This window comes from Arthrobacter sp. B0316-1-20, from assembly GCF_059091865.1.
The window spans coordinates 40,010-61,970 of sequence record NZ_JBNHHC010000021.1; the positions used below are offsets into that span (position 1 = coordinate 40,010).

The 21,961-nt window shown below is 67.0% G+C and carries 21 protein-coding genes; 8 read left to right on the forward strand and 13 right to left on the reverse strand.

Annotated features, from left to right (window positions below):
* Nucleotides 1–8 precede the first annotated feature (8 nt).
* The 3 genes from hpaE to AC5RW2_RS27230 are packed head-to-tail and all read right to left on the reverse strand — an operon-like array spanning nucleotide 9 to nucleotide 3,723.
* Nucleotides 9–1,538 carry a 5-carboxymethyl-2-hydroxymuconate semialdehyde dehydrogenase gene (gene hpaE / locus AC5RW2_RS27220; protein ID WP_493964317.1) on the reverse strand — a complete coding sequence of 510 codons (1,530 nt, stop codon included), beginning with the start codon at nucleotides 1,536–1,538 and terminating at the stop codon, nucleotides 9–11.
* A 47-nt stretch (nucleotides 1,539–1,585) separates the two neighbouring features.
* Nucleotides 1,586–2,275 (reverse strand): GntR family transcriptional regulator, encoded by a 690-nt coding sequence (locus AC5RW2_RS27225; RefSeq protein ID WP_493949904.1) that lies wholly within the window; start codon nucleotides 2,273–2,275, stop codon nucleotides 1,586–1,588.
* Complete coding sequence (locus AC5RW2_RS27230; RefSeq protein WP_493964344.1) at nucleotides 2,251–3,723, reverse strand: fumarylacetoacetate hydrolase family protein; 1,473 nt, start codon at nucleotides 3,721–3,723, stop codon at nucleotides 2,251–2,253. Before AC5RW2_RS27230 ends, AC5RW2_RS27225 begins: the two co-directional genes overlap by 25 nt.
* Nucleotides 3,724–3,770: 47 nt before the next feature.
* Between AC5RW2_RS27230 and AC5RW2_RS27235 the strand changes: the two genes are divergently transcribed.
* The gene (locus AC5RW2_RS27235) at nucleotides 3,771–4,991 is read left to right on the forward strand and encodes a zinc-binding dehydrogenase (RefSeq protein ID WP_494074781.1); all 1,221 of its coding nucleotides are present in this window, start codon (nucleotides 3,771–3,773) and stop codon (nucleotides 4,989–4,991) included.
* Nucleotides 4,992–5,076: 85 nt separating this feature from the next.
* On the opposite strand, the gene AC5RW2_RS27240 is transcribed toward AC5RW2_RS27235, so the two are convergent.
* The 6 genes from AC5RW2_RS27240 to AC5RW2_RS27265 form a co-directional block, all read right to left on the reverse strand.
* Nucleotides 5,077–6,138: a serine/threonine-protein kinase gene (locus AC5RW2_RS27240; RefSeq protein ID WP_493964315.1), complete on the reverse strand. Its 1,062-nt coding sequence runs from the start codon at nucleotides 6,136–6,138 to the stop codon at nucleotides 5,077–5,079.
* Between the two features lie 88 nt (nucleotides 6,139–6,226).
* The gene (locus tag AC5RW2_RS27245) at nucleotides 6,227–7,033 is read right to left on the reverse strand and encodes an alpha/beta fold hydrolase (RefSeq protein WP_493964314.1); all 807 of its coding nucleotides are present in this window, start codon (nucleotides 7,031–7,033) and stop codon (nucleotides 6,227–6,229) included.
* 2 nt (nucleotides 7,034–7,035) lie between these two features.
* Complete coding sequence (locus AC5RW2_RS27250) at nucleotides 7,036–7,368, reverse strand: biotin/lipoyl-containing protein (RefSeq protein ID WP_493941388.1); 333 nt, start codon at nucleotides 7,366–7,368, stop codon at nucleotides 7,036–7,038.
* Nucleotides 7,361–8,335: an alpha-ketoacid dehydrogenase subunit beta gene (locus AC5RW2_RS27255; protein ID WP_493950097.1), complete on the reverse strand. Its 975-nt coding sequence runs from the start codon at nucleotides 8,333–8,335 to the stop codon at nucleotides 7,361–7,363. The genes AC5RW2_RS27250 and AC5RW2_RS27255 overlap by 8 nt, the downstream gene beginning before the upstream one ends.
* 124 nt (nucleotides 8,336–8,459) lie before the next feature.
* Complete coding sequence (locus AC5RW2_RS27260; RefSeq protein WP_493949909.1) at nucleotides 8,460–9,506, reverse strand: thiamine pyrophosphate-dependent enzyme; 1,047 nt, start codon at nucleotides 9,504–9,506, stop codon at nucleotides 8,460–8,462.
* Between the two features lie 185 nt (nucleotides 9,507–9,691).
* Entirely contained in the window at nucleotides 9,692–11,104 is a 1,413-nt protein-coding gene (locus AC5RW2_RS27265) for an amino acid permease (protein WP_493964313.1), read from the reverse strand.
* Between the two features lie 100 nt (nucleotides 11,105–11,204).
* Between AC5RW2_RS27265 and AC5RW2_RS27270 the strand changes: the two genes are divergently transcribed.
* Entirely contained in the window at nucleotides 11,205–11,678 is a 474-nt protein-coding gene (locus tag AC5RW2_RS27270) for an Lrp/AsnC family transcriptional regulator (RefSeq protein WP_353917095.1), read from the forward strand.
* Here AC5RW2_RS27270 and AC5RW2_RS27275 read toward each other — a convergent pair.
* Nucleotides 11,653–12,195, reverse strand: a complete 543-nt coding sequence (locus AC5RW2_RS27275) for a hypothetical protein (protein ID WP_493964312.1) — start codon at nucleotides 12,193–12,195, stop codon at nucleotides 11,653–11,655. The genes AC5RW2_RS27270 and AC5RW2_RS27275 overlap by 26 nt on opposite strands.
* Before the next feature lie 17 nt (nucleotides 12,196–12,212).
* Complete coding sequence (locus AC5RW2_RS27280) at nucleotides 12,213–13,007, reverse strand: hypothetical protein (RefSeq protein ID WP_493964311.1); 795 nt, start codon at nucleotides 13,005–13,007, stop codon at nucleotides 12,213–12,215.
* A 282-nt stretch (nucleotides 13,008–13,289) separates the two neighbouring features.
* On the opposite strand from AC5RW2_RS27280, the gene AC5RW2_RS27285 reads away from it, so the two are divergent.
* From AC5RW2_RS27285 to AC5RW2_RS27310, 6 genes are all read left to right on the forward strand, one after another.
* Nucleotides 13,290–13,997: an NUDIX hydrolase gene (locus AC5RW2_RS27285; RefSeq protein WP_493949913.1), complete on the forward strand. Its 708-nt coding sequence runs from the start codon at nucleotides 13,290–13,292 to the stop codon at nucleotides 13,995–13,997.
* 54 nt (nucleotides 13,998–14,051) lie between these two features.
* The gene (nadA, locus tag AC5RW2_RS27290; protein ID WP_493964310.1) at nucleotides 14,052–15,380 is read left to right on the forward strand and encodes a quinolinate synthase NadA; all 1,329 of its coding nucleotides are present in this window, start codon (nucleotides 14,052–14,054) and stop codon (nucleotides 15,378–15,380) included.
* A complete protein-coding gene (gene nadB / locus AC5RW2_RS27295) occupies nucleotides 15,377–17,071 on the forward strand; it encodes an L-aspartate oxidase (protein WP_493964309.1) in 1,695 nt (564 codons plus the stop codon). Before nadA ends, nadB begins: the two co-directional genes overlap by 4 nt.
* Nucleotides 17,068–17,970 (forward strand): carboxylating nicotinate-nucleotide diphosphorylase, encoded by a 903-nt coding sequence (gene nadC, locus AC5RW2_RS27300; protein WP_493964308.1) that lies wholly within the window; start codon nucleotides 17,068–17,070, stop codon nucleotides 17,968–17,970. Before nadB ends, nadC begins: the two co-directional genes overlap by 4 nt.
* Nucleotides 17,967–19,109, forward strand: a complete 1,143-nt coding sequence (locus AC5RW2_RS27305; RefSeq protein WP_493964307.1) for a cysteine desulfurase family protein — start codon at nucleotides 17,967–17,969, stop codon at nucleotides 19,107–19,109. Before nadC ends, AC5RW2_RS27305 begins: the two co-directional genes overlap by 4 nt.
* Nucleotides 19,110–19,307: 198 nt before the next feature.
* Nucleotides 19,308–20,084, forward strand: coding sequence for a hypothetical protein (locus AC5RW2_RS27310; protein WP_493964306.1), 777 nt, complete (start codon nucleotides 19,308–19,310; stop codon nucleotides 20,082–20,084).
* A gap of 160 nt (nucleotides 20,085–20,244) precedes the next feature.
* Here AC5RW2_RS27310 and AC5RW2_RS27315 read toward each other — a convergent pair whose 3' ends face one another.
* Together AC5RW2_RS27315 and AC5RW2_RS27320 are read right to left on the reverse strand one after the other, a co-directional pair.
* Entirely contained in the window at nucleotides 20,245–20,703 is a 459-nt protein-coding gene (locus tag AC5RW2_RS27315; RefSeq protein ID WP_493949919.1) for a MarR family winged helix-turn-helix transcriptional regulator, read from the reverse strand.
* Nucleotides 20,696–21,805: an LLM class flavin-dependent oxidoreductase gene (locus AC5RW2_RS27320; RefSeq protein WP_493964305.1), complete on the reverse strand. Its 1,110-nt coding sequence runs from the start codon at nucleotides 21,803–21,805 to the stop codon at nucleotides 20,696–20,698. Before AC5RW2_RS27320 ends, AC5RW2_RS27315 begins: the two co-directional genes overlap by 8 nt.
* Nucleotides 21,806–21,961 lie beyond the last annotated feature (156 nt).

Consider the following 21,961-nt stretch of genomic DNA (forward strand, 5'->3'; position numbering starts at 1 on the left):
GGTAGGGGTTAGGCGTCCGGGATAGCGGCGGCGTCCTCGGCCTTGCCGAAGACCGGATTGTGCACCTCGCCGAGGTTGATGTGGACAGCCTGCTGGTCGGTGTAGAAGTCGATGGAGCGGTAGCCGCCCTCATGGCCCAGGCCGGATGCCTTCACGCCGCCGAAGGGGGTGCGCAGGTCGCGGACGTTGTTGGAGTTCAGCCACACCATGCCGGCCTCGACGTTCTGCGCGAAGTTGTGCGAGCGCTTGAGGTCGTTCGTCCAGATGTAGGCGGCCAGTCCGTACTTGGTGTTGTTGGCCAGCTCCAGGGCCTCCTCGTCCGTGTCGAACGGGGTGATGGCCACCACCGGCCCGAAAATTTCCTCCTGGAAGATCCGGGCGTCCGGGGCCACATCGGCGAAGACGGTCGGCTGGATGAAGTTGCCTTCCGGGAACTCCGCGGGGCGGCCGCCACCGGCGGTCAGGCGGGCCTCCTGCTTGCCGATCTCCACGTAGGACATGACCTTGTCGAAGTGCTCCGGGTGGACCAGGGCGCCGACCTCGGTGGACTCCTCGTGCGGCAGGCCGACCTTCACTCGCTTGGCCTGCGCCGAGTAGCGCTCGACGAATTCGTCGTAGATGCTCCGCTGGACCAAGATGCGCGAGCCGGCGGTGCAGCGCTCGCCGTTGAGCGAGAAGACGCCGAAGATGGTGGCGTCGATGGCGGCATCCAGATCGGCATCTTCGAAGACGACGGCGGGGGACTTGCCGCCCAGCTCCATGGACAGGCCCTTCAGGTACGGGGCCGCGTTGGCGAAGATGATCTGGCCCGTGCGCGACTCGCCGGTGAAGGAGATCAGCGGGACGTCCGGGTGCTTGACCAGGGAGTCGCCGGCGAAGCCTTCCTCACCGTAGCCGTGGACGATGTTGAAGACGCCCTCCGGCAGGCCGGCTTCCTCGAAGATCCCCGGCCACAGGGACGCGGAGAGCGGGGTGAACTCGGCCGGCTTCAGGACCACGGTGTTGCCGGTGGCCAGTGCCGGGCCCAGCTTCCAGGACTCCAGCATGAACGGGGTGTTCCACGGGGTAATCAGGCCGGCGACGCCGATCGGCTTGCGGTTCACGTAGTTGGCTTGGCGTCCGGGGACCTTGAAGGCGTCGTCGTGCTGGGAAACGATCAGGTCGGCGAAGAAGCGGAAGTTTTCCGCTGCGCGCTGCGCCTGCCCCAGGGCCTGCTTGATCGGCAGCCCGGTGTCGAAGCACTCCATTTCGGCCAGTTCCTGGCCGCGGGACTCGACGATGTCGGCGATCTTGTGCAGCACGCGGGAGCGCTGGCGCGGAAGCATGGTCGGCCAGGGACCGTTCTCGAAAGCGTCCTTCGCGGCGGCGACGGCCGCGGCGACGTCGGCGACCTTGCCGGAGGCTGCCTTGATGTACGGCTTGTTGGTGACCGGGTCCAGCACGTCGAAGGTGTCGCCGTCGATGGAGTCGACGAGCTTGCCGCCGATGTAGTGCTGCAGATGGGTGGGCAGGTTGTCAGGAACAAAGTGCTCGGCCATGATGGTCCTTTCCATTGGGGGTTGCGGTCTCGGGTGGTCGGTGGGGTCTAGAGGGGCGAGGGCGGCATGCCGTCCGCGGCCAGATAGGCATTGAGCGTGTTGGTCCGGTGGGCCCGGGCCGCCTTCTCCACTTCGCTGGTGCTGGCACCGGCGTCGATCAGATCCAGCAGGTGCTCGTGTTCCTCCACGGAGGAGCGGGCACGGCCGGGAATGTGGCTGAAGCTGGAGGCCCGCATCGCGTTGAGCCGGTTCCAGCCCCGGTGGACCAGGTCCAGGATGTGCGGATTGGGGCAGCGCTCGTACAGCACAGCGTGGAACCTGTCGTTGAGCTGGGTGAAGCGGGGCGGATCGAAGTCCTCCAGGCAGCGGCGCAGCTCGGCGTTGATCGCCCGTGCTTCGGCCAAGTCCACCGCGGAAAGCAGCGGAGCGGCCAGCGCAGTTGCCGCTCCCTCGATCACGGCCAGCGTCTCCATCGTGTGCAGATACAACTCGGCATCAACGGCTGCTACAGTCGCGCCGATGTTGCGCTCGAAGGTCACCAGGCCCTCGGCCTCCAGCCGGCGGATCGCCTCGCGCACCGGCACTGTGCTGCAGCCCAGCTCCGCGGCGATGGTGCCGAGGACCAGCCGGTACCCGGGCACCAGCTCGCCCTTGGAGATCCGCTCGTGGAGCAGCTCGTAGGCCTGCTCCGATTTGCTGGGGGCCAGGGTGGTCACTTCGGCTGCTCCGCGACCCATGCGTCGTACCGGGCGCGCCATTCGGCGTTCATCGGGAACAGGCCCTCGATCTTGTGGCCTTCCTTGACCATCTCGAACACGAAGGTGTCCTGGCGTTCCTGCTCCACGACCTCGTCGGCGATCTCCGCGGCCAGTGCCGGCGGGATGACCAGGATCCCGTTGTCGTCGCCGACGATGATGTCGCCGGGCTGAATGGTGGTGCCGCCGCAGGCGACGGTGACGTCGGTGTCCCACGGGACGTGCTTGCGCCCCAGGACCGCCGGGTGGGCGCCGTTGTAGAAGGTGGGGATGTCCAGGGCCGCCACCTCGGAGAGGTCGCGGACGCCGCCGTCGGTAATGATGGCTTCCGCACCGCGCACCTGGGTGCGCAGGGCCAGAATGTCGCCGAGCGTGCCCGAGCCCTTCTCGCCGCGGGCCTCCATGACCAGGATCTCGCCGGGGCCGATGGCGTCGATGATGCGCTTCTGGGCGTTGTAGCCGCCGCCGTGGGACTTGAACAGGTCCTCGCGGTTGGGCACGTAGCGCAGCGTGCGTGCCGTGCCGATGACCTTCTGGCCTGGCTTGGTGGCCAGCAGGCCGTCAACGCTGACGTTGTTCAGCCCACGCTTGCGCAGTGCGCCGGAGATGGTGGCGGTGGCGACCGAGAGCAGCTTGGCCTTGACGTCCTCGGTCAGCGCGGACTTGCCGGTGATGGCCGGGGCCAGCCCGGCGGCTTCTTCGCTGCCGAAGGCATCGATCCGGTCCTGGTCGGTGACCTTCGGGGTGTTGCCGAAGGACGCGAATTCCGCCTCGCCCTGGGTGACCGTGGTGGACAGGCGGCCGGTGCTCAGCCCGGCGGCTTCGTCGGATACCTCAACCTCGACGACGTCGCCCGGCACGATCACGGACGAGCCGGCCGGCGTGCCGGTGAGGATGACATCGCCCGGGTGCAAAGTCATCAGCTGCGACAGGTCGGCCACGATCCGCGCGAAGGAGAAGATCAGCCCGGCGGTGGTGTCGTCCTGGACAACTTCGCCATTGACCCAGGTGCGGATCCGGAGCGCGTCCGGGTTGACCGAAGCGGCCGGCAGCAGGGCCGGGCCGATGGGGGTGAAACCGTCGCCGGACTTCGAGCGGATGTTGGAGCCCTTGTCCGCGTACTTGATGTCGTAGACGCCCAGATCGTTGCTGGCAGTCACGTGGCCCACATAATTCCAGGCCTCCTCCACCGAGACGCGGCGGGCGGGCTTGCCGATGATGAGGGCGATTTCACCCTCGAAGGCCAGCAGCTCGGTGTTGGCGGGACGCTCCACGATGCCGCCCGAAAGGGCCAGCGAGGAGGAAGCCTTCATGAAGTACGAAGGGTTGGCGGGAACCCGTCCGCGCTGTGCCGCCCGGGAATTGTAGGAGAGGTGTACGGCCAGCACCTTGCCGGCGTCCTCCAGGATTTTGGTATCCACCGGCTGCAGCGTGGCGGCAGACTGGGTGACGTTGCCTTCGGACAAAACATCCTCCTGTGAAGTACGAAATCGTATACGATCCATCATCGCGTGTGGCAGAAGCCACGTCAAGGGGGTGGCGAAACATTTCTCGACCGATCGGTCGGCGCCGCCCTGTTTTGCCACAGCCTGACGGCGGGATCGGTGGCGCAACCGTATTTCCCTGGGAGAATGCCGCACCACCTTGGTCGGGTGGGGAGGCTCACGGCCCGGACGTCTTGTTTCTTTCGGGGGGCAGCCTAGAGTGGATGCATACGCATGGATTAGCATGCGTACAGCTCAAGGAAGTGATTGTGTACATGAAGGCTTGGCAGTTTACAGAAACCGACGCACCTCTCTCGCTCAATGAAGTTGCTGCACCGGAACCTGCTGCGGATGAAGTTGTCCTGGACGTCAAGGCCGCTGGGCTGTGCCACAGCGATGTCGGGTTCCTTGATGGCACGTTGACAGCGCTGCTTCCGTTCAGGCCGATCACGCTCGGCCATGAAATAGCTGGTATTGTCTCAGCCGTCGGTGCGGATGTCACCACTTTCTCGGTGGGTGACCGAGCCGTTATTCCCGCCGCGATCGAAGGGCCCGGCACCTCGCTCGACGGCGGCTTTGCGGAGAAGGTGAAGGCCCCCGCACGGCTGGTGGCACCGTTGCCCGAAGGCGTCCCTTTTGACCAGGCAGCGGCCGCGACGGATGCGGGCATGACTTCCTACCACGCCATGATGGTTCAGGGCGGTCTCAAGCCGGGGATGAAGGTCGGGGTTATTGGCCTGGGTGGTCTGGGATCCCTCGGAGCGCAGACGGCGATCGCCAACGGCGCGGAACTTTACGTGGCCGAAATCAATGAGAAGGTGCACTCGATGGCACTCGACATTGATGCCACAGCAGTAGCCAAGGACATCCGGGACTTTGCCGACAAGGAGTTGGACCTAGTGGTCGACTTTGCCGGCTTCGGTACTACCACCGCCGGCGCCGTTGACGTCGTTCGTCGCGGCGGCCGCGTCGTCCAAGTGGGGCTCGGACGGAGCGAGGGCACCATCAACCTCCAGCAGCTCACGCTGAACGAAGTAGAGCTGGTAGGTTCCCAGGCAGGAACGCTGCAGGACTGCGCCGACGTGCTTCAGCTGATGGCAGACGGCAAGCTGTCGGCCCACATCAGCCAGATTTCCTTCGGCGAAATCGGAGAAGGCATCGGCAAGTTGGCCCGCGGTGAGGTTATTGGCCGGCTGGTCGCCTTGATCGACTGATCCAGCGGAGTCTCCAGACTCCTAGCCACTCAGATAAGGCACCTCCAGCCCGGCTGGGGGTGCCTTAGTGGGCTAAGTGCCCGGTTCAGCCCACGCTGGGCGCGCGGTTTGGCGGCGCGGGGATGGCCAGATTCCCGGTCGTATTGCCGCCGGTACGCTCTTCGGGCGACCCTGCGGAGGGCGGCCCGGGGATGGGCAGCCCAGGGGTGGGTAGCCCGGCTATCGGGGCTACAGCCGCGGCGGCTGCGGCAGCACCGTTGACGGCTCCGTCGGAACCGGGCGAACCGAACGAGGGCGAAACCACAACCGACTGTTCGGGCAGCGGGGCTTCGGCCAGGTTCCGCAGGCTCACGGCAACCTCGTGCGCGGTCGGACGCACGTCCGGGTTGCGGTTGGTCATCCGGGTCAGCAGTTCTTTCCAGTGGTCAGGGAGCGAGTCCGGCACCTCCGGGTCGCGCAGCAGCCGGGCCAGGGCGGCCTCCATCGGCGTGCCGGAAAAAGCCTTCTGGTGGGTGAGGCATTCGAGCAGAACCAAAGCCAGGGAATACACATCGCTGGCTCCGGTGACGGGGTGGCCCAACGCCTGTTCCGGGCTCAGGTAGTTGGCGGTTCCGATGGTTGCGCCCTGGGCGGTGGCCATGCTGGCTTCGACCATCCGGGCGATGCCGAAATCCGACAACTTGGGATGGTGGCGCGTGTCTGCGGCGTGCCCGTTGGCCAGCAGGATGTTGGCGGGCTTCACGTCGCGGTGAATCACGCCTTGGTCGTGGATGTAGTTCAGTGCGTCGGCCAAATCGGCGCCAATCTGCGCTGTTTCGACGGACGTCAGCGGTCCGTTGCGCAGTCTGCGCCGGAGGTCGGCTCCTTCAATCAGTTCCATCACCAGGAAACTGGTGGTGGCGCCGTCGTCGGCGGTGTGCAGGCCAGCATCCAGCAAGGTGACCAAGCCGGGGTGGTTCAGCGTGGCCAGCAGCAACGTCTCGGTGTGCTGCCGCCGGTACTCGTCGTCATCGGGCGTCGTCGGAGCGAACATCTTTACGGCCACGTCGCGGCCCAAGGATTCATCCACGGCCCGGTATACGGACGCTGCCCCACCGGTGCCGATGAGCTCCCGTGTCCTGTAGCGCCCGCCCAGGATTGTCTCCATCAAGCCTCCACGCCCCAGGATTTTGCTGTCGTCGGCAATTGTACCGATGATCAGCCTGCTTCGCGTCTACGGTTTGGTGCCAAAAGGGTTATCCGGCGAGGAATTCGATGGCGGCGGTCTTAAAGGTGCGGGAAGTCACCGCATTGGCATGCGTCCGGGCGGGCAGCCACATCAACTCGGCTGCCTCGGCAAGCGCGGCCAGTTCAGGAGCGGTGGTCGCCAGATCGTCCCGGTCGCCGGCCACCAGCAGGACCGGCATTTTCGGCACGGCTTCGGCGGGCACGAACGGTTCCGTCTTGACCGCTTCGATCATGGTCATCAGCGCGAAGATGTCGTTAGTCGGCACCAGCTTGGCCATCCGCAGCAATTCAGCGGTGTTGACGTCGTCGATCGGCGTCCCGTCGGCCAGGAAGCGCTGGGCGGCGTGCAGGTCGAAGTCGGCCAGCGGGTCTGCGCTGCCCGGGCCGCCGAGCACCATCCGCCGGACCAGTTCCGGCTGGGTGGCGCCGAATTCCCAAGCCAGCCGCGCACCCAAGGAGTAGCCGATCAGGTCCACTCCGGTGTCGCCGTCGTCCTCTTTCAAGAGACGGACCTTGGCGTCCTGGATCAGCTGCAGCAGGTCGGCCCGGATCCGGCTGGGCGTGTAGGCGTCCATTTCTTCCGGGGCCGCGCTTTCGCCGTGGCCGGGAAGGTCCACCGTCACGACGCGTCGGCCGGCCTGGGTCAGCGCCGTGATCCAGCCAGCGTCCTCCCAGTTGAGTTTGGCGGAGGAGGCAAAACCATGGAGCAGGATCACTGGCCGGCGAGGGCCTTCGGTGCCCTCGGCGGCCTCGTGCACCCGCACGTGCAGGTGCGGGTCGACGCCTTCAACGGTGTGCACCCGGTGGGTTCCCATGCTTAGTCCTCGTCGTCGAGCGCCGCGGTCAAGCGGACGCGGCGCCTGGGCGCTTCTTCCTTCGGTACGGTGCCCACAATACCGGCGGTGTCGTCGGGAACCTCGAAGACGATCAGCGGTTCGCCCACTTTGATGGTGTCTCCGGGCCCGCCGTAGATTTTCACGACCTTGCCGGCCTGCGGCGAAGGCAGCTCAACGGCCGACTTGGTGGTTTCGACTTCCACCAGCGGGTGGTTGCGCTCGATCTGTTCGCCCTCGGCGACCAGCCACTCCAGCACGGTCGCCTCAATCAGGCCTTCGCCCAGATCGGGCAGGGGGAACGAAATTTCAGCCACGGCGATACTCCAATACTCGCTGGATCCCGAACAGGATGCGGTCAATGTTGGGCACGTACTCGTCTTCCAGATCTCCTGACGGGTACGGTACGTCGAATCCGGTCACCCGCTCAACGGGTGCACGCAAGGTGCCAAAGCAGCGCTCGGTGATCAGCGCCGCCACTTCGGCGCCCAGGCCGGAGGTCAGCGGCGCTTCATGGACGACGACGGCGCGTCGCGTCTTCGCCACGGATGCTGCCAGCCCCTCGGCGTCGATGGGCTTAAGCCAGCGCAGGTCCAACACTTCGATGTCGATGCCGTCTTCGGCGGCGAGCTCGGCCACTTGCAGGCAGCGGGCCACCATGGCACCCCAGGCCACCAGCGTCAGGTGCTTGCCTTCGCGGACAATCCGGGAGCCTTCGGGGGAATACGTGTCCACCCCGGCGGCGGTGTCTACCGGCCCTTTCTGCCAGTAGCGGGACTTCGGCTCCATGAAGATCACGGGGTCCGGCCGGGTCGCGGCGTGCTTGAGCAGGTGGTAGGCCTCGTTCGGGCTGGACGGCGAGACCACCTTCAGGCCGGGTACGTGGGCGAACAGCGACTCCAGCGACTCGCCGTGGTGCTCCGGAGCGCGGATGCCGCCAAAGCTGGGTACCCGCAGCGTGATGGGCATCGGCATGGTGCCGCGGCTGCGGTAGTTCATCCGGCCCACCTGGCAGACGATCTGGTTGATCGCCGGGTAGGCGAAGCCGTCGAACTGCACCTCGGGGATCGGGTGGTAGCCGGCCATGGCCAAGCCCACCGACATGCCCAGAATGCCCGATTCGGCCAGCGGAGTGTCGAAGACCCGGTCCTCACCGAACTGCTTTTGCAAGCCATCGGTGATGCGGAAAACGCCGCCGAGCAGTCCAACGTCCTCGCCCAGCACCAGTGCCTTGGGGTTGTCCTGCAGTACCTCAGCCAGCGCGCGGTTCAGTGCCTGCTGCATGGAGAGGGTTTCGACGGCGGTGGCGGTGGCAAGGCCGGGTTCCACCACGTCGGCGGAGGCCTGCTGGGCATCGGTGTCGGACGTATTGTCGATGGCGGCTTCGAGGTCGCTGAGGGTGGTGTGCTCAGACATGTTCGGACTCCTCTCGCCAGGCGCGTGCCTGGGCCTTCAAGGCATGGGTGGGTTCCTGGTAGACAAAATCGAACATCTCCGTGCCGGGGCGGGAGCCCAGTGCTCCCACACCGTTGCGGATCCGTTCCTCTTCCGCATGGGCTGCTTCGAGGGCTTCGGCAAAAAAGTCCTCGCCGGCGATGCCCTCGGCCAGCAGCCGGCTGCGCATCCGGGCCAGCGGATCCTCGCCGCCGTCGGCGCGTTCCTCGGCCAGCGTGCGGTAGCGGCCGGGGTCGTCGCTGGTGGAGTGCGGGCCGCGGCGGTAGGTCATGGCTTCCACGATGGCCGGGCCGTTGCCGGCGCGGGCGTGGGCCAGGGCGGCAGCCGTCGCCTGGTGGACGGCCACCACGTCGTTGCCGTCCAGCTGGAGGGACGGCATGGCGTAGCCGGCGGCGCGGGCGGCCACCGAGCCGCCGGCCACCTGGCGCTCGGTCGGCACCGAGATGGCGAAGCCGTTGTTTTGGATGAAGAAGACCACGGGGGCCTTCATGACGGCGGCGAAGTTCATCGCTTCGTGCACGTCGCCCTGCGAGCTGGCGCCGTCGCCGAAGTAGGTGATGGCCACGCCAAGCTCGCCGGCAGGGGTGCCGGAGAGCGTCTGCCCGTGGGCCCAGCCGACGGCGTGCAAAACGGAACCGGCCACCACGGCCTGGATCGGCGCGAAGCGGGAGGCCTGGGGATCGTAGAGGCCGCCGTGCCAGCTGGCCTTGTGGGTGGACATGTACTCGACCATGTCCACGCCCACGGTCCGGGCCACGCCCATTTCCCGGTAGGTCGGAAAGACGAAGTCGCGCGCCATGTCCAGCGCGTAGCCGCTGCCGACCTGAGCGGCTTCCTGGCCCAGCTCCGGTGCGTAGCCGGGGATCAGGCCCTGGCGCTGCCAGCGGATGGCCGATTCGTCCAGATGGCGCACCGCCACCATCAGCCGGTAGAGCTCTTTGAGGTCTTCGGCGGACAGGTCGGGCTGGGCCGACGGGTCCAAGGCAAGGATGTCGCTCATGCCTGCTCCTCCACGTAGTTTCGGTGCCGTGGGCCCACCGCAGCAGCGGCGGTCCGACGGCGTCGGTTGCTTACCGTGACGATAGTCACCGAGGGGAGGGTTCGCAATATGCAACAGAATAGCCGCACAACGTGCACAGTTAGTCCGTTGCCATGGGCGACGCTATGGACAGATTGCTAAGAGATTCAGGGGAGGGTGGAACTTTTTGCAGACTTTCTGCGGGCGTTGATTTTCGCCGCTGCGGCGATGCCGGCGATGAGTGCCAAGGTGGAGAGCAGCTGGATACCGGTGGCGGGGGAGAAGAAGCCCAGCACCAGGATGGTGGACAGCAGGGCCAGGCCGATGTAGGTGAGGACCGGGAAGCCGCGCATCCGGAACGGCAGTTCGGCGCCGTCCCGGTCCGCCCTGCGGCGCAGCACCAGCTGGGACAGCAGCACCATCGCCCAGACCACCAGGCAGGTGGAGCCGACCACGTTCAGCAGCACCGGGAGAACCCTTTCCGGGAAGATCAGCTCCAGCACCGTGGCAAGAAAGCCGAACGCCACCGAGGCTAGCACGGCCCGGACCGGCACCTGCCGGCGGGTGAGCAGCCGCAGGCTTCCGGGCGCCTCGCTCCGCTCCGAGAGGGAAAAGATCATCCGGGAGGCGCCGTACAGGTTGGCGTTCAGCGCCGAGAGCAGGGCAATCGCCGCGACCAGAGTGATGGCGACATCCGCCCCGGGGATTTGTGCGGCCGACAGTACCGCAGCGAAAGGCGATGACAGCGCCTCCGAATCCCACGGCACCGTCAGGGCGATCACCAGCACGGACCCGAAGTAGAACACCAGAATGCGCCAAACGACCGTGCGGATGGCTTTCGCGACGCTGGAGCCTGGGTTTTCCGTTTCTGCGGCGGCCACCGCCACAATCTCGGTGCCGCCGAAGGCAAAGATCACTACCAGCAGCCCGGCGCCGATTCCGGCAATTCCATGCGGGGCGAAGCCGTCATCGCCGAAGATCACGCCCAGCCCGGGGGACGGAACGTTCGGCAGCCAGCCGAAGAGCAGGGCGGCGCCGACGGCGAGGAAGGCCAGGATGGCGGCGACCTTGAAGATGGCGAACCAAAACTCGAACTCACCGTAGTTGCGCACGCCAAACAAATTAACCACCGTGAAGACCACCATGAACACCAGCGCCAGCAGCCAGACCGGCAGCACCGGCCAAACCGTTGCCAAGAGTCCGGCTGCCCCCACCGCCTCTGCCGCGATGACCACTACCAGCTGCAGCCACCAGAGCCACCCTATGGTGGCGCCGGCAGTGCGGCCGAGCGCCTTTTCCGCATAGGTGGAGAAGGCCCCGCTGCTGGGGTTGGCCGCCGCCATCTCGCCAAGTGCCCACATCACGATGATGACCAGTGTCCCGGCCAGCAAGTAGGAAACCAGCACGGCCGGGCCAGCGGCCTGGATGCCGGCTCCGGAGCCGAGGAAAAGACCGGCACCGATGGCGCTGCCGAGACCCATCATGATCAGTTGCCGCTGTTTCATGCCGCGGCCGAGTCCCGAGGGCGGCGGACCGCCGGGGGCGCGGTGGTGTGTGGTGTTGGCTAGCGATCGCGGCATCGACTGTCCTGTTGTTTGGTGAAATCAGCCCGTAGGCTGACAATTTGTCTAGATGTTTCCCGCACTTGCGGTCACCGAACGCGAAAGGACGCCCAGCGTCATGCAGATCGACTCTCTCGATGCGGACATCGTCACGCTGTTCACGGAGGACCCCCGGATGTCCGTGCTGGAAGCCTCGCGGGTACTGAAAGTAGCGCGTGCCACAGTACAGGCCCGGTTGGACAAGATGCAACGCGCCGGCGTGACCTCGGGCTGGGGGCCTCGGCTTTCGCCCGAAGCGCTGGGCTATGTGGTGCGCGCCTATTGTTCCTTCGTGATCCGGCAGGAATCGGGCCACGACGCAGTGGCGGCAGCGCTCGCCGACATTCCGGAAGTGTTGGAACTGCATACCGTGTCCGGCGAAAGCGACCTGCTGGCCTGTGTGGTTGCCCGCTCGAACGCCGATTTGCAGCGCGTGCTCGATCAGGTGATGGCGACCAATACGGTGCTGCGCTCTTCTTCCGTGATCGTACTCAACAGCCACTTCCAGGAGCGGACGCTTCCGCTGGTTAAGGCTGCTGCGGATCCTCGCTGACCCTGGTGCTACGGCTGTTGGCGCCGTCGTGAATGTCGGCGTCGGGGATCACCGCCGCTCGGCCGAGCCCGGCGGCGGTTCCAGCGACTGCAGCGAACGTGGCAGGAAAGGCCACTGTGCCCGGAGCCAGCAAGGCGATCGTTCCCCACGTGAGCGCGGCCAATCCTGTGGCAAATGCCAGCACATGGATCCACTGTGGGCGCACGGGGCGGAGCAGCAAGCTGAGTACCAAGGCGAACGGCGCGCCCAGGAGTACGGCAAAGAAGAAGCTGACCATCAGCACCAGCGCCCAGAAGCTCAGGGCCGCCGAGCTGGGGGACACCACCGTATCGATAATGCTCACGGTCAAGGAAAAAACGAACCACGCTCCGAAGGCCACCAGCCAGCCCTTGATGAACGCGTACCGATTCAGCACCACCCGGTGGTTCGCCGGCCGCGGTTTGGCGCCGTAGCGGCGGCGGAGGATCTCGTCATTGTCCGGCCACTCAAATCGACGGCGCTGCTCCTCCGGCTGCATGGCTGAAGCCTAGCGCCTCAGTCCGACGTGGTCGGCTCGGGCTTCTCCAGTCCAGCGAAGGGGGCGAGGTCCCGACGGAAGGCCTCGATGCTGCTTTCCGGCAGCGCGGTGGCGCCATAGCCAAATTCGATCGATTGTGTGGCCCAGCCGTGATTCTCGGCCTCCGTCGCTGCCTTGCCCGAAGGGTCGCGGGATACATCCGTCAAGGTGATCCACAGCCACTGTGAGTCTGTCCGCGCGCTCCCGCTCCAGGCCCAGTATCCATCGGGGTCGTCGGTTCCAAACTGTTCGTCCTGTTCCTGCCGCCAGGATTCCTCGTCGCCGTACGGCGAGGACTCGTGGTCCAGCACCACTGCATCGAAACCATGGTCGGCGACGATTCCATTCACGATGGCAACAAGGCGCCGCCAGTCCTGTGGCGCCGGGGGAACCGAGTCGCTGATGCGGGTGACCGAGTTGTAGGTCAAAAAGGCCGAGTCGCCTCCGTACCCGTTTCCTTCCTGTGGGAACCAGTCCGCTTCACCATGACTCTTCCAATGCAGGTCGAACTCGCTGCTCAAAGCGGATTCCACCTCGTGTACCAGGTCTTCGGCCAGCGGTTCGATCCGCTCGCGGCTCGGGCCTGACAGGATGTCGTCCGCGTCGATGTAAGCGTGGCCCGGATAGTCGCGCCAATCTACTGTGACTTCGCGGCCGTTGGAGTCGACGTACCTCGATGTGGGCGAGGCGGAACAGCCGCTTAGCAGCACCATGGCCGCTAGGACGCTGGCGGTGGGCGCGAGCTTCCCCACCCCGGTTCGTGCGGTTCTCATCCCAGCCTTCCGGTGGCGAAACATGCAGCTAAGACCCACGTTATCCGGCGGGCGGCAAATTCAGGTGAGGGCACGGCAAATCGGTGAGGGCGGGGTCCACGGACCGTGCCTTCACCGATTTACCGTGCCTTCGAGCTCGCCTCCGCGCGGATGGCCGGCCGGCGGGTCTCCCACGTCATATTCGGCGCCCACAGGGAGTCGATGGGGTCAGAATGACCATAACGCGCTACCATCTGTTCTAGTCAAGATGACTTTTACTCAGATCCCGTGAAGGAGGTGGCCATGGCGCTCTCTTCGGCCAACGTGTCCGAGCGCGCACAGCAGCCGCCGGAACTGGCCATTTCCACGGTCATCTTCGCCCTCCGCCCGGACGCTGAGACGGGCCGCCCCACGTTGTGGCTGCCCTTGGTCCGGCGCACCCGCCAGCCGTTCCGGGATCAATGGGCACTGCCCGGCGGCCCCTTGAGTCCGGATGAGTCGCTACAGGACGCTGCCGCCCGGAACCTGCAGGAAACCAGCGGACTTCAGCCAAGCTACCTGGAACAGCTGTACGCCTTTGGCGGTCTGGACCGCTCGCCAGCGCAGCGCGTGGTCTCGATTGTCTACTGGGCGTTGGTAAAGCCGGACGAGGCGGCGATGGCCCACGAAACCGAGAACGTCCGGTGGATGCGCGCCGACGACCTCGGGCAACTGGCGTTCGACCACAACCAAATTGTGGAGTACGCGCTGTGGCGATTGCGCAACAAAGTGGAATACAGCTCCATCGCCTATTCCTTCCTGGGCTCTACCTTCACCCTCGCGCAGGTCCGGGAAGTCTACGAGGCTGTGCTGGGCAAGCAACTGGACCCGGCGAACTTCCGCCGCCAGCTGCGTGCCACGCCGGATATTGAGCAAACCGACGAGTACCTGCAGGGCGGCCGGCACCGGCCGCCCAGGCTCTACCGCTACACCGGCAGCGCCGCCCGGCTCAGCGGCAGCCCGCCCGCCTAACGCCATCCCCACCAATCCAGGCTTGACCAACTGCTCAGAACAACGGAGAACACCATGCCATCGGTCAACAGCACCATCCAGCTGATCACCCGCGAGGAAGCGCAGGCCGTCGGCCCGGGCGCGCCCGCTTCCACCTGCACCCCCGGGCTGGACAAGGGGCCATGGTCCTTTGACGCAGCTTCGGCGAGCGGGGCATGGGCGCCGTCGTACGGGCCGGGCGCCTCGTTGGCTGACCTGGCACCGGCGGCGACCCCGCGGCAGGGCGAGATTCCCGCCGAATACCGGCTGGCCAGCGACGCAGAGCTGGAGCAGCGGATCCTCGCCGCCAAGGACAAGCTGGGCGAGAAGCTGGTGATCCTGGGCCACTTCTACCAGCGCGATGAAGTGGTGAAGTACGCCGACTTCGTGGGCGATTCCTTCCAGCTGGCCCGGGCCGCCAAGGAGAAGCCGGAGGCAGAGGTCATTGTGTTCTGCGGCGTGCACTTCATGGCCGAAACCGCGGACATGCTCTCCGGCCCCGACCAAGCGGTGATTCTGCCGAACCTGGCGGCCGGCTGCTCGATGGCAGACATGGCGGACATTGATTCCGTGCAGGCCTGCTGGGACCAGTTGACCGGCGTGCTTGGCAGCGGGCCGGACGCGGATGGCAAGGTCCCGGTCATTCCGGTCACCTACATGAACTCCTCGGCAGCGCTCAAGGGTTTCTGCGGCGAGAACGGGGGGATCGTCTGCACCTCGTCCAACGCCGAGACCGTGCTGGAATGGGCCTTCGAGCGCGCCCACCGCGTGCTCTTCTTCCCGGACCAGCACCTGGGCCGCAATACCGCCAAGGCCATGGGTGTGCCGCTGGAGCAGATGCCCATGTGGAACCCTCGCCAGGCGCTCGGTGGCAACGACGAAGCCACGCTGCTGGACTCGCGGGTGATCCTCTGGCACGGTTTCTGCTCGGTACACAAGCGCTTCACGGTGGACCAGATCGACAAGGCCCGCGCCGACTACCCGGGCGTCCGGGTCATCGTGCACCCCGAATGCCCCATGCCGGTGGTCGACGCCGCGGATGAAGCCGGCTCCACGGACTACATCCGCAAGGCCGTGGCCGCGGCCACCGAACCGACCGTCTTCGCCATCGGCACCGAGATCAACATGGTCAACCGGCTGGCTGCCGAATACCCGCAGCACACCATTTTCTGCCTGGACCCGGTGATCTGCCCGTGCTCCACCATGTACCGGATCCACCCGGGCTACCTGGCCTGGGTGCTCGAGGCCTACGCCGGCACCGGCGGGCTGCCCGGCGGCGAAGTGCTCAACCGGATCACCGTGCCCGACTCCGTGGCCGTCCCCGCCCGCGTGGCGCTGGAACGGATGCTGGCAGCCAAACCATGAACAGCAATCCGGCCCGACGCATCGCGGTGGTGGGGTCCGGCATCGCCGGGCTCTACGCCGCCGCGCTCGCCGCGGAACGGGCGGATACCGCCGTCACGCTGATCACCAAGAGCTCGCTCGCCGAGTCCAACACCTGGCATGCGCAGGGCGGCATCACGGCGGTGACCCCACAGGGCATCGCGGCGGGGGATTCCGTGGCGGCCCACAGGGCGGACACGCTCACCGCGGGCGCGCAACTGAACGACGACGGCGCCGTCCGCCTGTTGTGCGACGGTGCGGCGCGGGAGATCACCACCTTGGAAGAGTGGGGTGTGGCCTTCGACCGGCACGACGGCGGGTTTTCGCTGGGGCTCGAAGGCGCGCACTCGGCGCCGCGGATTCTGCATGCCGGCGGGGACCGGACCGGCGCCAGCATCGCCGAAGCGCTGATCCGGGTGGTCCGCCGCTTGGCCGAAGCCGGCCGGCTGGACATTTTCGAGCACACCCTGGTGCGGCGGCTGCTGACCGACGCCGGCCGCGTCACCGGGGTGGAGGTGGCGGAGGTGAGGTCCGAAGGCGGCGGTGCGGTGCCCACGGAGCTGGACACCGACGTCGTGATGTTGGCGACCGGCGGGGCGGGGCAGCTCTTCCCGGCCACCACCAACCCGGCCACGGCCACCGGCGACGGCGTGGCGCTGGCCTGGCACGCCGGTGCGGTGCTGGCCGACCTGGAGTTCATCCAGTTCCACCCCACCCTGCTGGACCCTGCGGCCACCGGCGGCAAGCCCTTCATGATCTCGGAGGCGGTACGCGGTGAGGGCGCCGTGCTGGTGGATGCTGCAGGGGAGCGGTTCATGCCAGCGCTGCACCCGGCCGCCGAACTGGCTCCGCGGGACGTGGTCTCGCGTTGCATCCACCAACAGCTCAGGCTGCAGGAGGAACGCGGACTGCTGCCGCAGGTCTTCCTGGACGCCACCGGCGTGGAGCAGGAGAAGGGCCCGGGATTCCTGGCCGCGCGGTTCCCGCTGATCGACGCGACGGTCAGGTCGCTCGGTTTCGACTGGGCCAGCCAGCCGCTGCCGGTCCGCCCGGCGTCGCATTACTGGATGGGCGGCGTCCAGACCGACGCCGATGGACGGACCTCGGTGCCCGGACTCTTCGCGGTGGGCGAGGTGGCCTGCACCGGAGTGCACGGTGCCAACCGGCTGGCCTCGAACTCGCTGCTCGAGGGGCTGGTCTTCGCCCGCCGCGCCGTCGCCGCGATGGACCGGCCGGAGAAGACGCCGGTGTTCGAGGCGGTGCCGCTGGAGGTGGGCGTTCCGCTCCGTGAAGCAGGGGTCGACGATCCCGGCACCGTGCCGGCCGCCGGAACCACACCGTGCAGCCGGAAACAGATCCAGGCCGTGATGGCGGCCGCCGCCGGCGTGGTCCGCGACGGCGCGGCGCTGCAGCAGGCGGCCCGTCAGCTGGCCCGTTGGCACCTGCCGGCCACCGGCGCCGGCTCGGCCGAGGACACCGCCCTGCTGACGGTGGCCCGGCTGGTGGTGACGGCCGCCGCCGCACGGCGGAACAGCATCGGCGCCCACTTCCGCAGCGACCACAGCCAGGCACCCGCGGACCGGGCGCGGCTGGCCTTCGTGAATGCCCGCACGGTTGGTGCGCTCGCCGACCAGTCCCCAACGTCCCAACGAATCCTGCAGGAGCAGCCATGAAACAGATCCAGCCGATCGACGGCACCGCCTTGGAGCGGATTGTCGCCGGGGCGCTCGCCGAGGATGCGCCGTGGGGCGACATCACGTCCAGCACCCTGATTCCGGCCGACGCCACGGCCACGGCGGAGCTGGCTGCCCGTGAGCCCGGCGTCTTCTCCGGCGGTCCGGTGCTGGCCGAGGTGTTCCGGCAAGTGGATCCGTCCGTGCAGGTGGAGCTGAAGACCGAGGACGGTGCCGCCTTCGACCTCGGGGAAGTGCTGGCCGTGCTGTCCGGAAACGCCCGCGCCCTCCTGCTGGGCGAGCGGGTGGCCCTGAATCTGCTGCAGCGGCTGAGCGGGATCGCCACCCAGACCGCGGCCTTCGTTCGGGAAGCTGCCGGTACCGGGGCCCGGGTGGTGGATACGCGCAAGACCACGCCGGGACTGCGGGCGCTGGAGCGCTACGCGGTGCGCTGCGGCGGCGGGCACAACCACCGCTATTCGCTCTCCGATGCGGTGATGGCCAAGGACAACCACCTGGCGGTCCTCACGGCGGGCGGCAGCCGCGACCTGACCGAGGCGCTGCGGGCGGCGAAGGCCAAGCTACCGCACACCGTGCACTTCGAGGTGGAGGTAGACCGGGCCGAGCAGATCGAGCCGGTGCTCGCCGCGGGAGTGGACACCATCATGCTGGACAACTTCAGCGTGGACGAGCTCCGATCCGGCGTCCAACAGGTGGCCGGCCGGGCGTTGGTCGAGGCCAGCGGCAATGTCCGGCTGGAAACCGTGGGCGCGATCGCACGCACCGGGGTGGACATCATCTCCTCCGGCGCGCTGACCCACAGCGTCCGGTCGCTGGACCTGGGCCTGGACATCCGCATTGCCGCGGATCCCGCTCACGGCGAGGCACCGTCGTCGTGATTTATCTGGATGCCGCGGCCACAGCGCCGGTGCGCCGCGAGGTACTAGAGGCCATGTGGCCGGCGCTGACGCAGGACTTTGGCAATCCGTCCAGCCACCACACCGTGGGAGAGACGGCACTGCGGGCGCTGGACTATGCCCGCGGCAAGGCGGCGGGGGTGCTGGGCTGCCGGCCCGCGGAGATCATCTTCACCTCCGGCGGGACCGAATCCAACAACCTGGCGATCAAGGGGATCGCGCTCGCTGCCCCGCGCGGCAGGCACATTGTCACCAGCGCGGTGGAGCATCCGTCGGTGCTGGAGGCGGTGGACTACCTCGTCCGGTTCCACGGCTTCGAGGCCACGCGCGTGCCGGTGGATGCCGCGGGCACGGTCCGCGTAGACGCATTGGAAGCAGCGCTGCGCGAGGACACCACGCTGTGCACGGTGATGTACGCGAACAATGAGGTGGGCACTATCCAGCCGATCGCCCGGATCGGCGGACTCTGCCGGGCCGCGGGAGTGCCGTTCCACACTGACGCCGTGCAGGCCGCCGGCTGGCTGGACCTGGACGTCTCGGCTCTGGGCGTGGACGCGCTGAGCGTGTCCGGGCACAAGCTGGGCGCCCCCAAGGGCTGCGGCCTGCTCTACGTGGCCGGCCGGGTTCCGCTGGAGCCGGTGCTGCACGGCGGGGGACAGGAACGCGGCCGGCGGTCCGGCACCGAAAACGTGGCCGGCGCGGTCGCCGTGGCCACAGCGCTGTCGCTGGCCAACGGAGACCGGGCGGCCGACGTGCAGCGGCTCACCGGCTACCGCGACTACCTGATCGACACCGTGCTGCGCGAACTGCCGGGGACGGTGCTGACCGGGCACCGGACCGATCGGCTGCCGGCCAGTGCCTCCTTCTGCTTCCCCGGAACCTCCGGCGAGGCGGTGCTGCTGGAGCTGGAACGCCGCGGCGTGGTCTGCTCCAGCGGTTCCGCCTGCGCGGCCGGGTCCGACGAGGCTTCGGCCGTGCTGCTGGCCATGGGCATCGACCGGGCGGTGGCGCAAACCGCAGTGCGGCTGACGTTTACCGCCGGCGTGAAGGAATCCGAGATCGCGCTGGCAGCCCGTTCCGTGGTCGCCGCGGTCAAAGAGGTCCAGTCGCTGCGGCGCTGAGACGGTCCCGGAGCACGGGGGAATTGAACCCCGACCCGGATACCGCTGTCCGCCCTCCGGCGGGTAGGCTCCTGCCTCGGCCGTGGGTGGGCCCAAGGCTGCGCGCCGCAGGCGGCGAATGGGACACGGCACGGGGAGCTCTACCGGACGGTCAGCACTGTGGCTACGGTAGGAACCTAACCGGAGGGGGAGCAGGCCATGAGGACAGGGAATGTACTGGGCCGTGGTGCTGTTGCGGCCCTCTGCCTGGCGCTGGTTTCCGGGTGCGGTCTGCTGCCAACCAACGACGGCGGTGCCTCGGCCAGCGCGGATGCGTCACCTGCGGCGGTGGCGGGCGGCGGCGGTACCCCGGGACCCGGGGCGCCGCAAGCGCCGGTGCGCAAAGCCACCATCGAGGGCTGGAAGGTGTACACCGACCCCGGCCGCGTGCTCAGCTTCGAGCTACCCGCCGACTGGGTGGTGCAGCGGCAGGTCAAGCCCAGCCAACCCTCAAACCACGGACTGCATCTGGATATCCGAGATTCGTCGGGCAAGCTGGCCGCCCAGCTGCACACCCGGCTGAAGCTGCCGAAGGCCACCTGCGGGGCGGGCGGCGTGACCGAACTGCGCGTGCTGCTCAGCAAACCGGCGAAGGTGCCCGCCGTGAAGTCCGCTGACACCGTGGAGCCGGTGTTCGTTTACCGGACGCTGCTGGGCTACAAGTACTTCGGTTCGTATGGGCTGACTGACAAGCCGGCCGGCGACGGTTTCCAGGCCTGCACCGTGGAAAACACCGTCGACGGCCCGAAATCTGTGGGTACCTACTCCTTCGGCACGGCAGTGCGCCACGGCACGCCGGCGCCAGGCGAAAAGACCGACCTGCTGGACACGTACGGACTGATCGCGGAGGCGGAGCGCCTCATCACCACCAAGCACTTCAAGACCGTGCAGCAGATCATCATGACGTTGCAGATTTCCGACGACGGTCCTGCCTGAACCTTTGCGGCTGGCACGGCTCGCGGACGCCATGCGCACTAAGGCCCGGTTGCTGCCGCATCAGCGGCAGCAACCGGGCCTTTCCCCTGCACCTACTCACCCGGCGGGCCTGCAGCCAAGCACTGTGGCGCCGGGCGCACGCAGCGCTGGTTCGCTCGGGTCAGTCGTTCTTCAGTCCGGCTTGCAGTTTGTCGGTCAGCCCCTGGAGCTGGCCGAATTCATCCTCGGTGAGCAGCGGCGCCAGCATGGAGTGCAGGTGCTTCACATGCTCGCGGCCGATTTCCTTCTGCAGCGCGCGGCCTTCGTCGGTCAGCGAGATCTCAATGCCCCGCTGGTCGTTCTGCGCCGTGCGACGGAGTACCAGGCCTTTCTTTTCCAGCCGGTCCACCATCCTGCTGAGGCTCGGCTGGCTGATCAGCAGCGCTTCATTCAGCTCGTTCAGCCGGCTCCAGCCGCCCGGGCACAGACTCAGGTTGAAGAGCACGTCGTACTCCCGCATCGCGAGCTTCTTGAACTCGGGCAGCTGCTGCATCCGGCGCATGACCGCCACCTGGGTGCGGAACAGCGATTCCCAGGCAGCCGCCGTCGTCCTGATATCAGGGATGGTGGATTCAGCCATTGGCCACCGACTCGGTGGCAGCCTGCTTGGCGTAGCGCGCGGCCTTGCGGCTGGCGTGCGTGGGGGCGTCGGGGACATGGGCCGGCTTGCGGGCGGCGAATTCCTTCTTCAGTACCGGCAGCACCTCTTCGCCGAACAGGTCCAGCTGCTCCAACACGGTCTTCAACGGCAGACCGGCGTGGTCGATCAGGAACAGCTGGCGCTGGTAGTCGCCAAAGTAGTCGGCGAAGGCCAGGGTCTTTTCGATGACCTGCTCGGGGCTGCCCACGGTCAGCGGAGTCTGCGCGGTAAAGTCCTCCAACGACGGGCCGTGCCCGTAGACCGGTGCGTTGTCGAAGTACGGGCGGAATTCGTTGACCGCATCCTGCGAATTCTTGCGCATGAAGAACTGGCCGCCCAAGCCCACAATGGCCTGGTCGGCGGTGCCGTGGCCATAGTGCTCGTAGCGCTCCCGGTACAGGCCGATGAGCTGCATGTAGTGCTCCTTCGGCCAGAAGATGTTGTTCGCGAAGAAACCGTCGCCGTAGTAGGCGGCCAGTTCGGCGATCTGCGGGGTGCGAATGGATCCGTGCCAGACGAAGGGCGCGACGCCGTCCAGCGGCTGCGGGGTGGAGGTGTAGTTGTGCAGCGGCGTGCGGTGCTTGCCCTGCCAGTTGACCACCTCTTCATCCCAGAGCTTGCGCAGCAAGGCGTAGTTCTCCACGGTCAGCTCCAGCGAGTCCTGGATGTTCTTGCCGAACCAGGGGTACACCGGGGCGGTGTTGCCGCGCCCCAAGACCAGGTCCACGCGACCATCGGCCAGCTGCTGGAGCATGGCAAAGTCCTCGGCGATCTTCACCGGGTCGTTGGTGGTGATCAGCGTGGTGGCGGTGGAGAGCGTGATGCGCTCGGTTTGCGCGGCAATGTAGGCCAGCAGGGTGGTGGGGGAGGACGAGAAGAACGGCGGGTTGTGGTGCTCGCCGATGGCGAACACATCCATGCCGATTTCTTCGACCTTCTTCGCGATGGCCATCGCTGCCTTGATCCGCTCGCGTTCGGTGGGCATGCGGTTGGTGGTCGGGTCCAGGGTGACGTCGCTGACGCTGAATACGCCGAGTTCCATGATCTACCTCTCGTGGTGCTTGCTTCGGAAACAGTTTACATGCATTTGCATTCACTGATTCAACGGCCCGCAAGGTGTCGAAAATTCCCGCGGCGGCGTGGGGCTGGTCACGCCACAATCCACGCCAGCGGCTTGCCTGCCCGGCAAAGCCGGCGC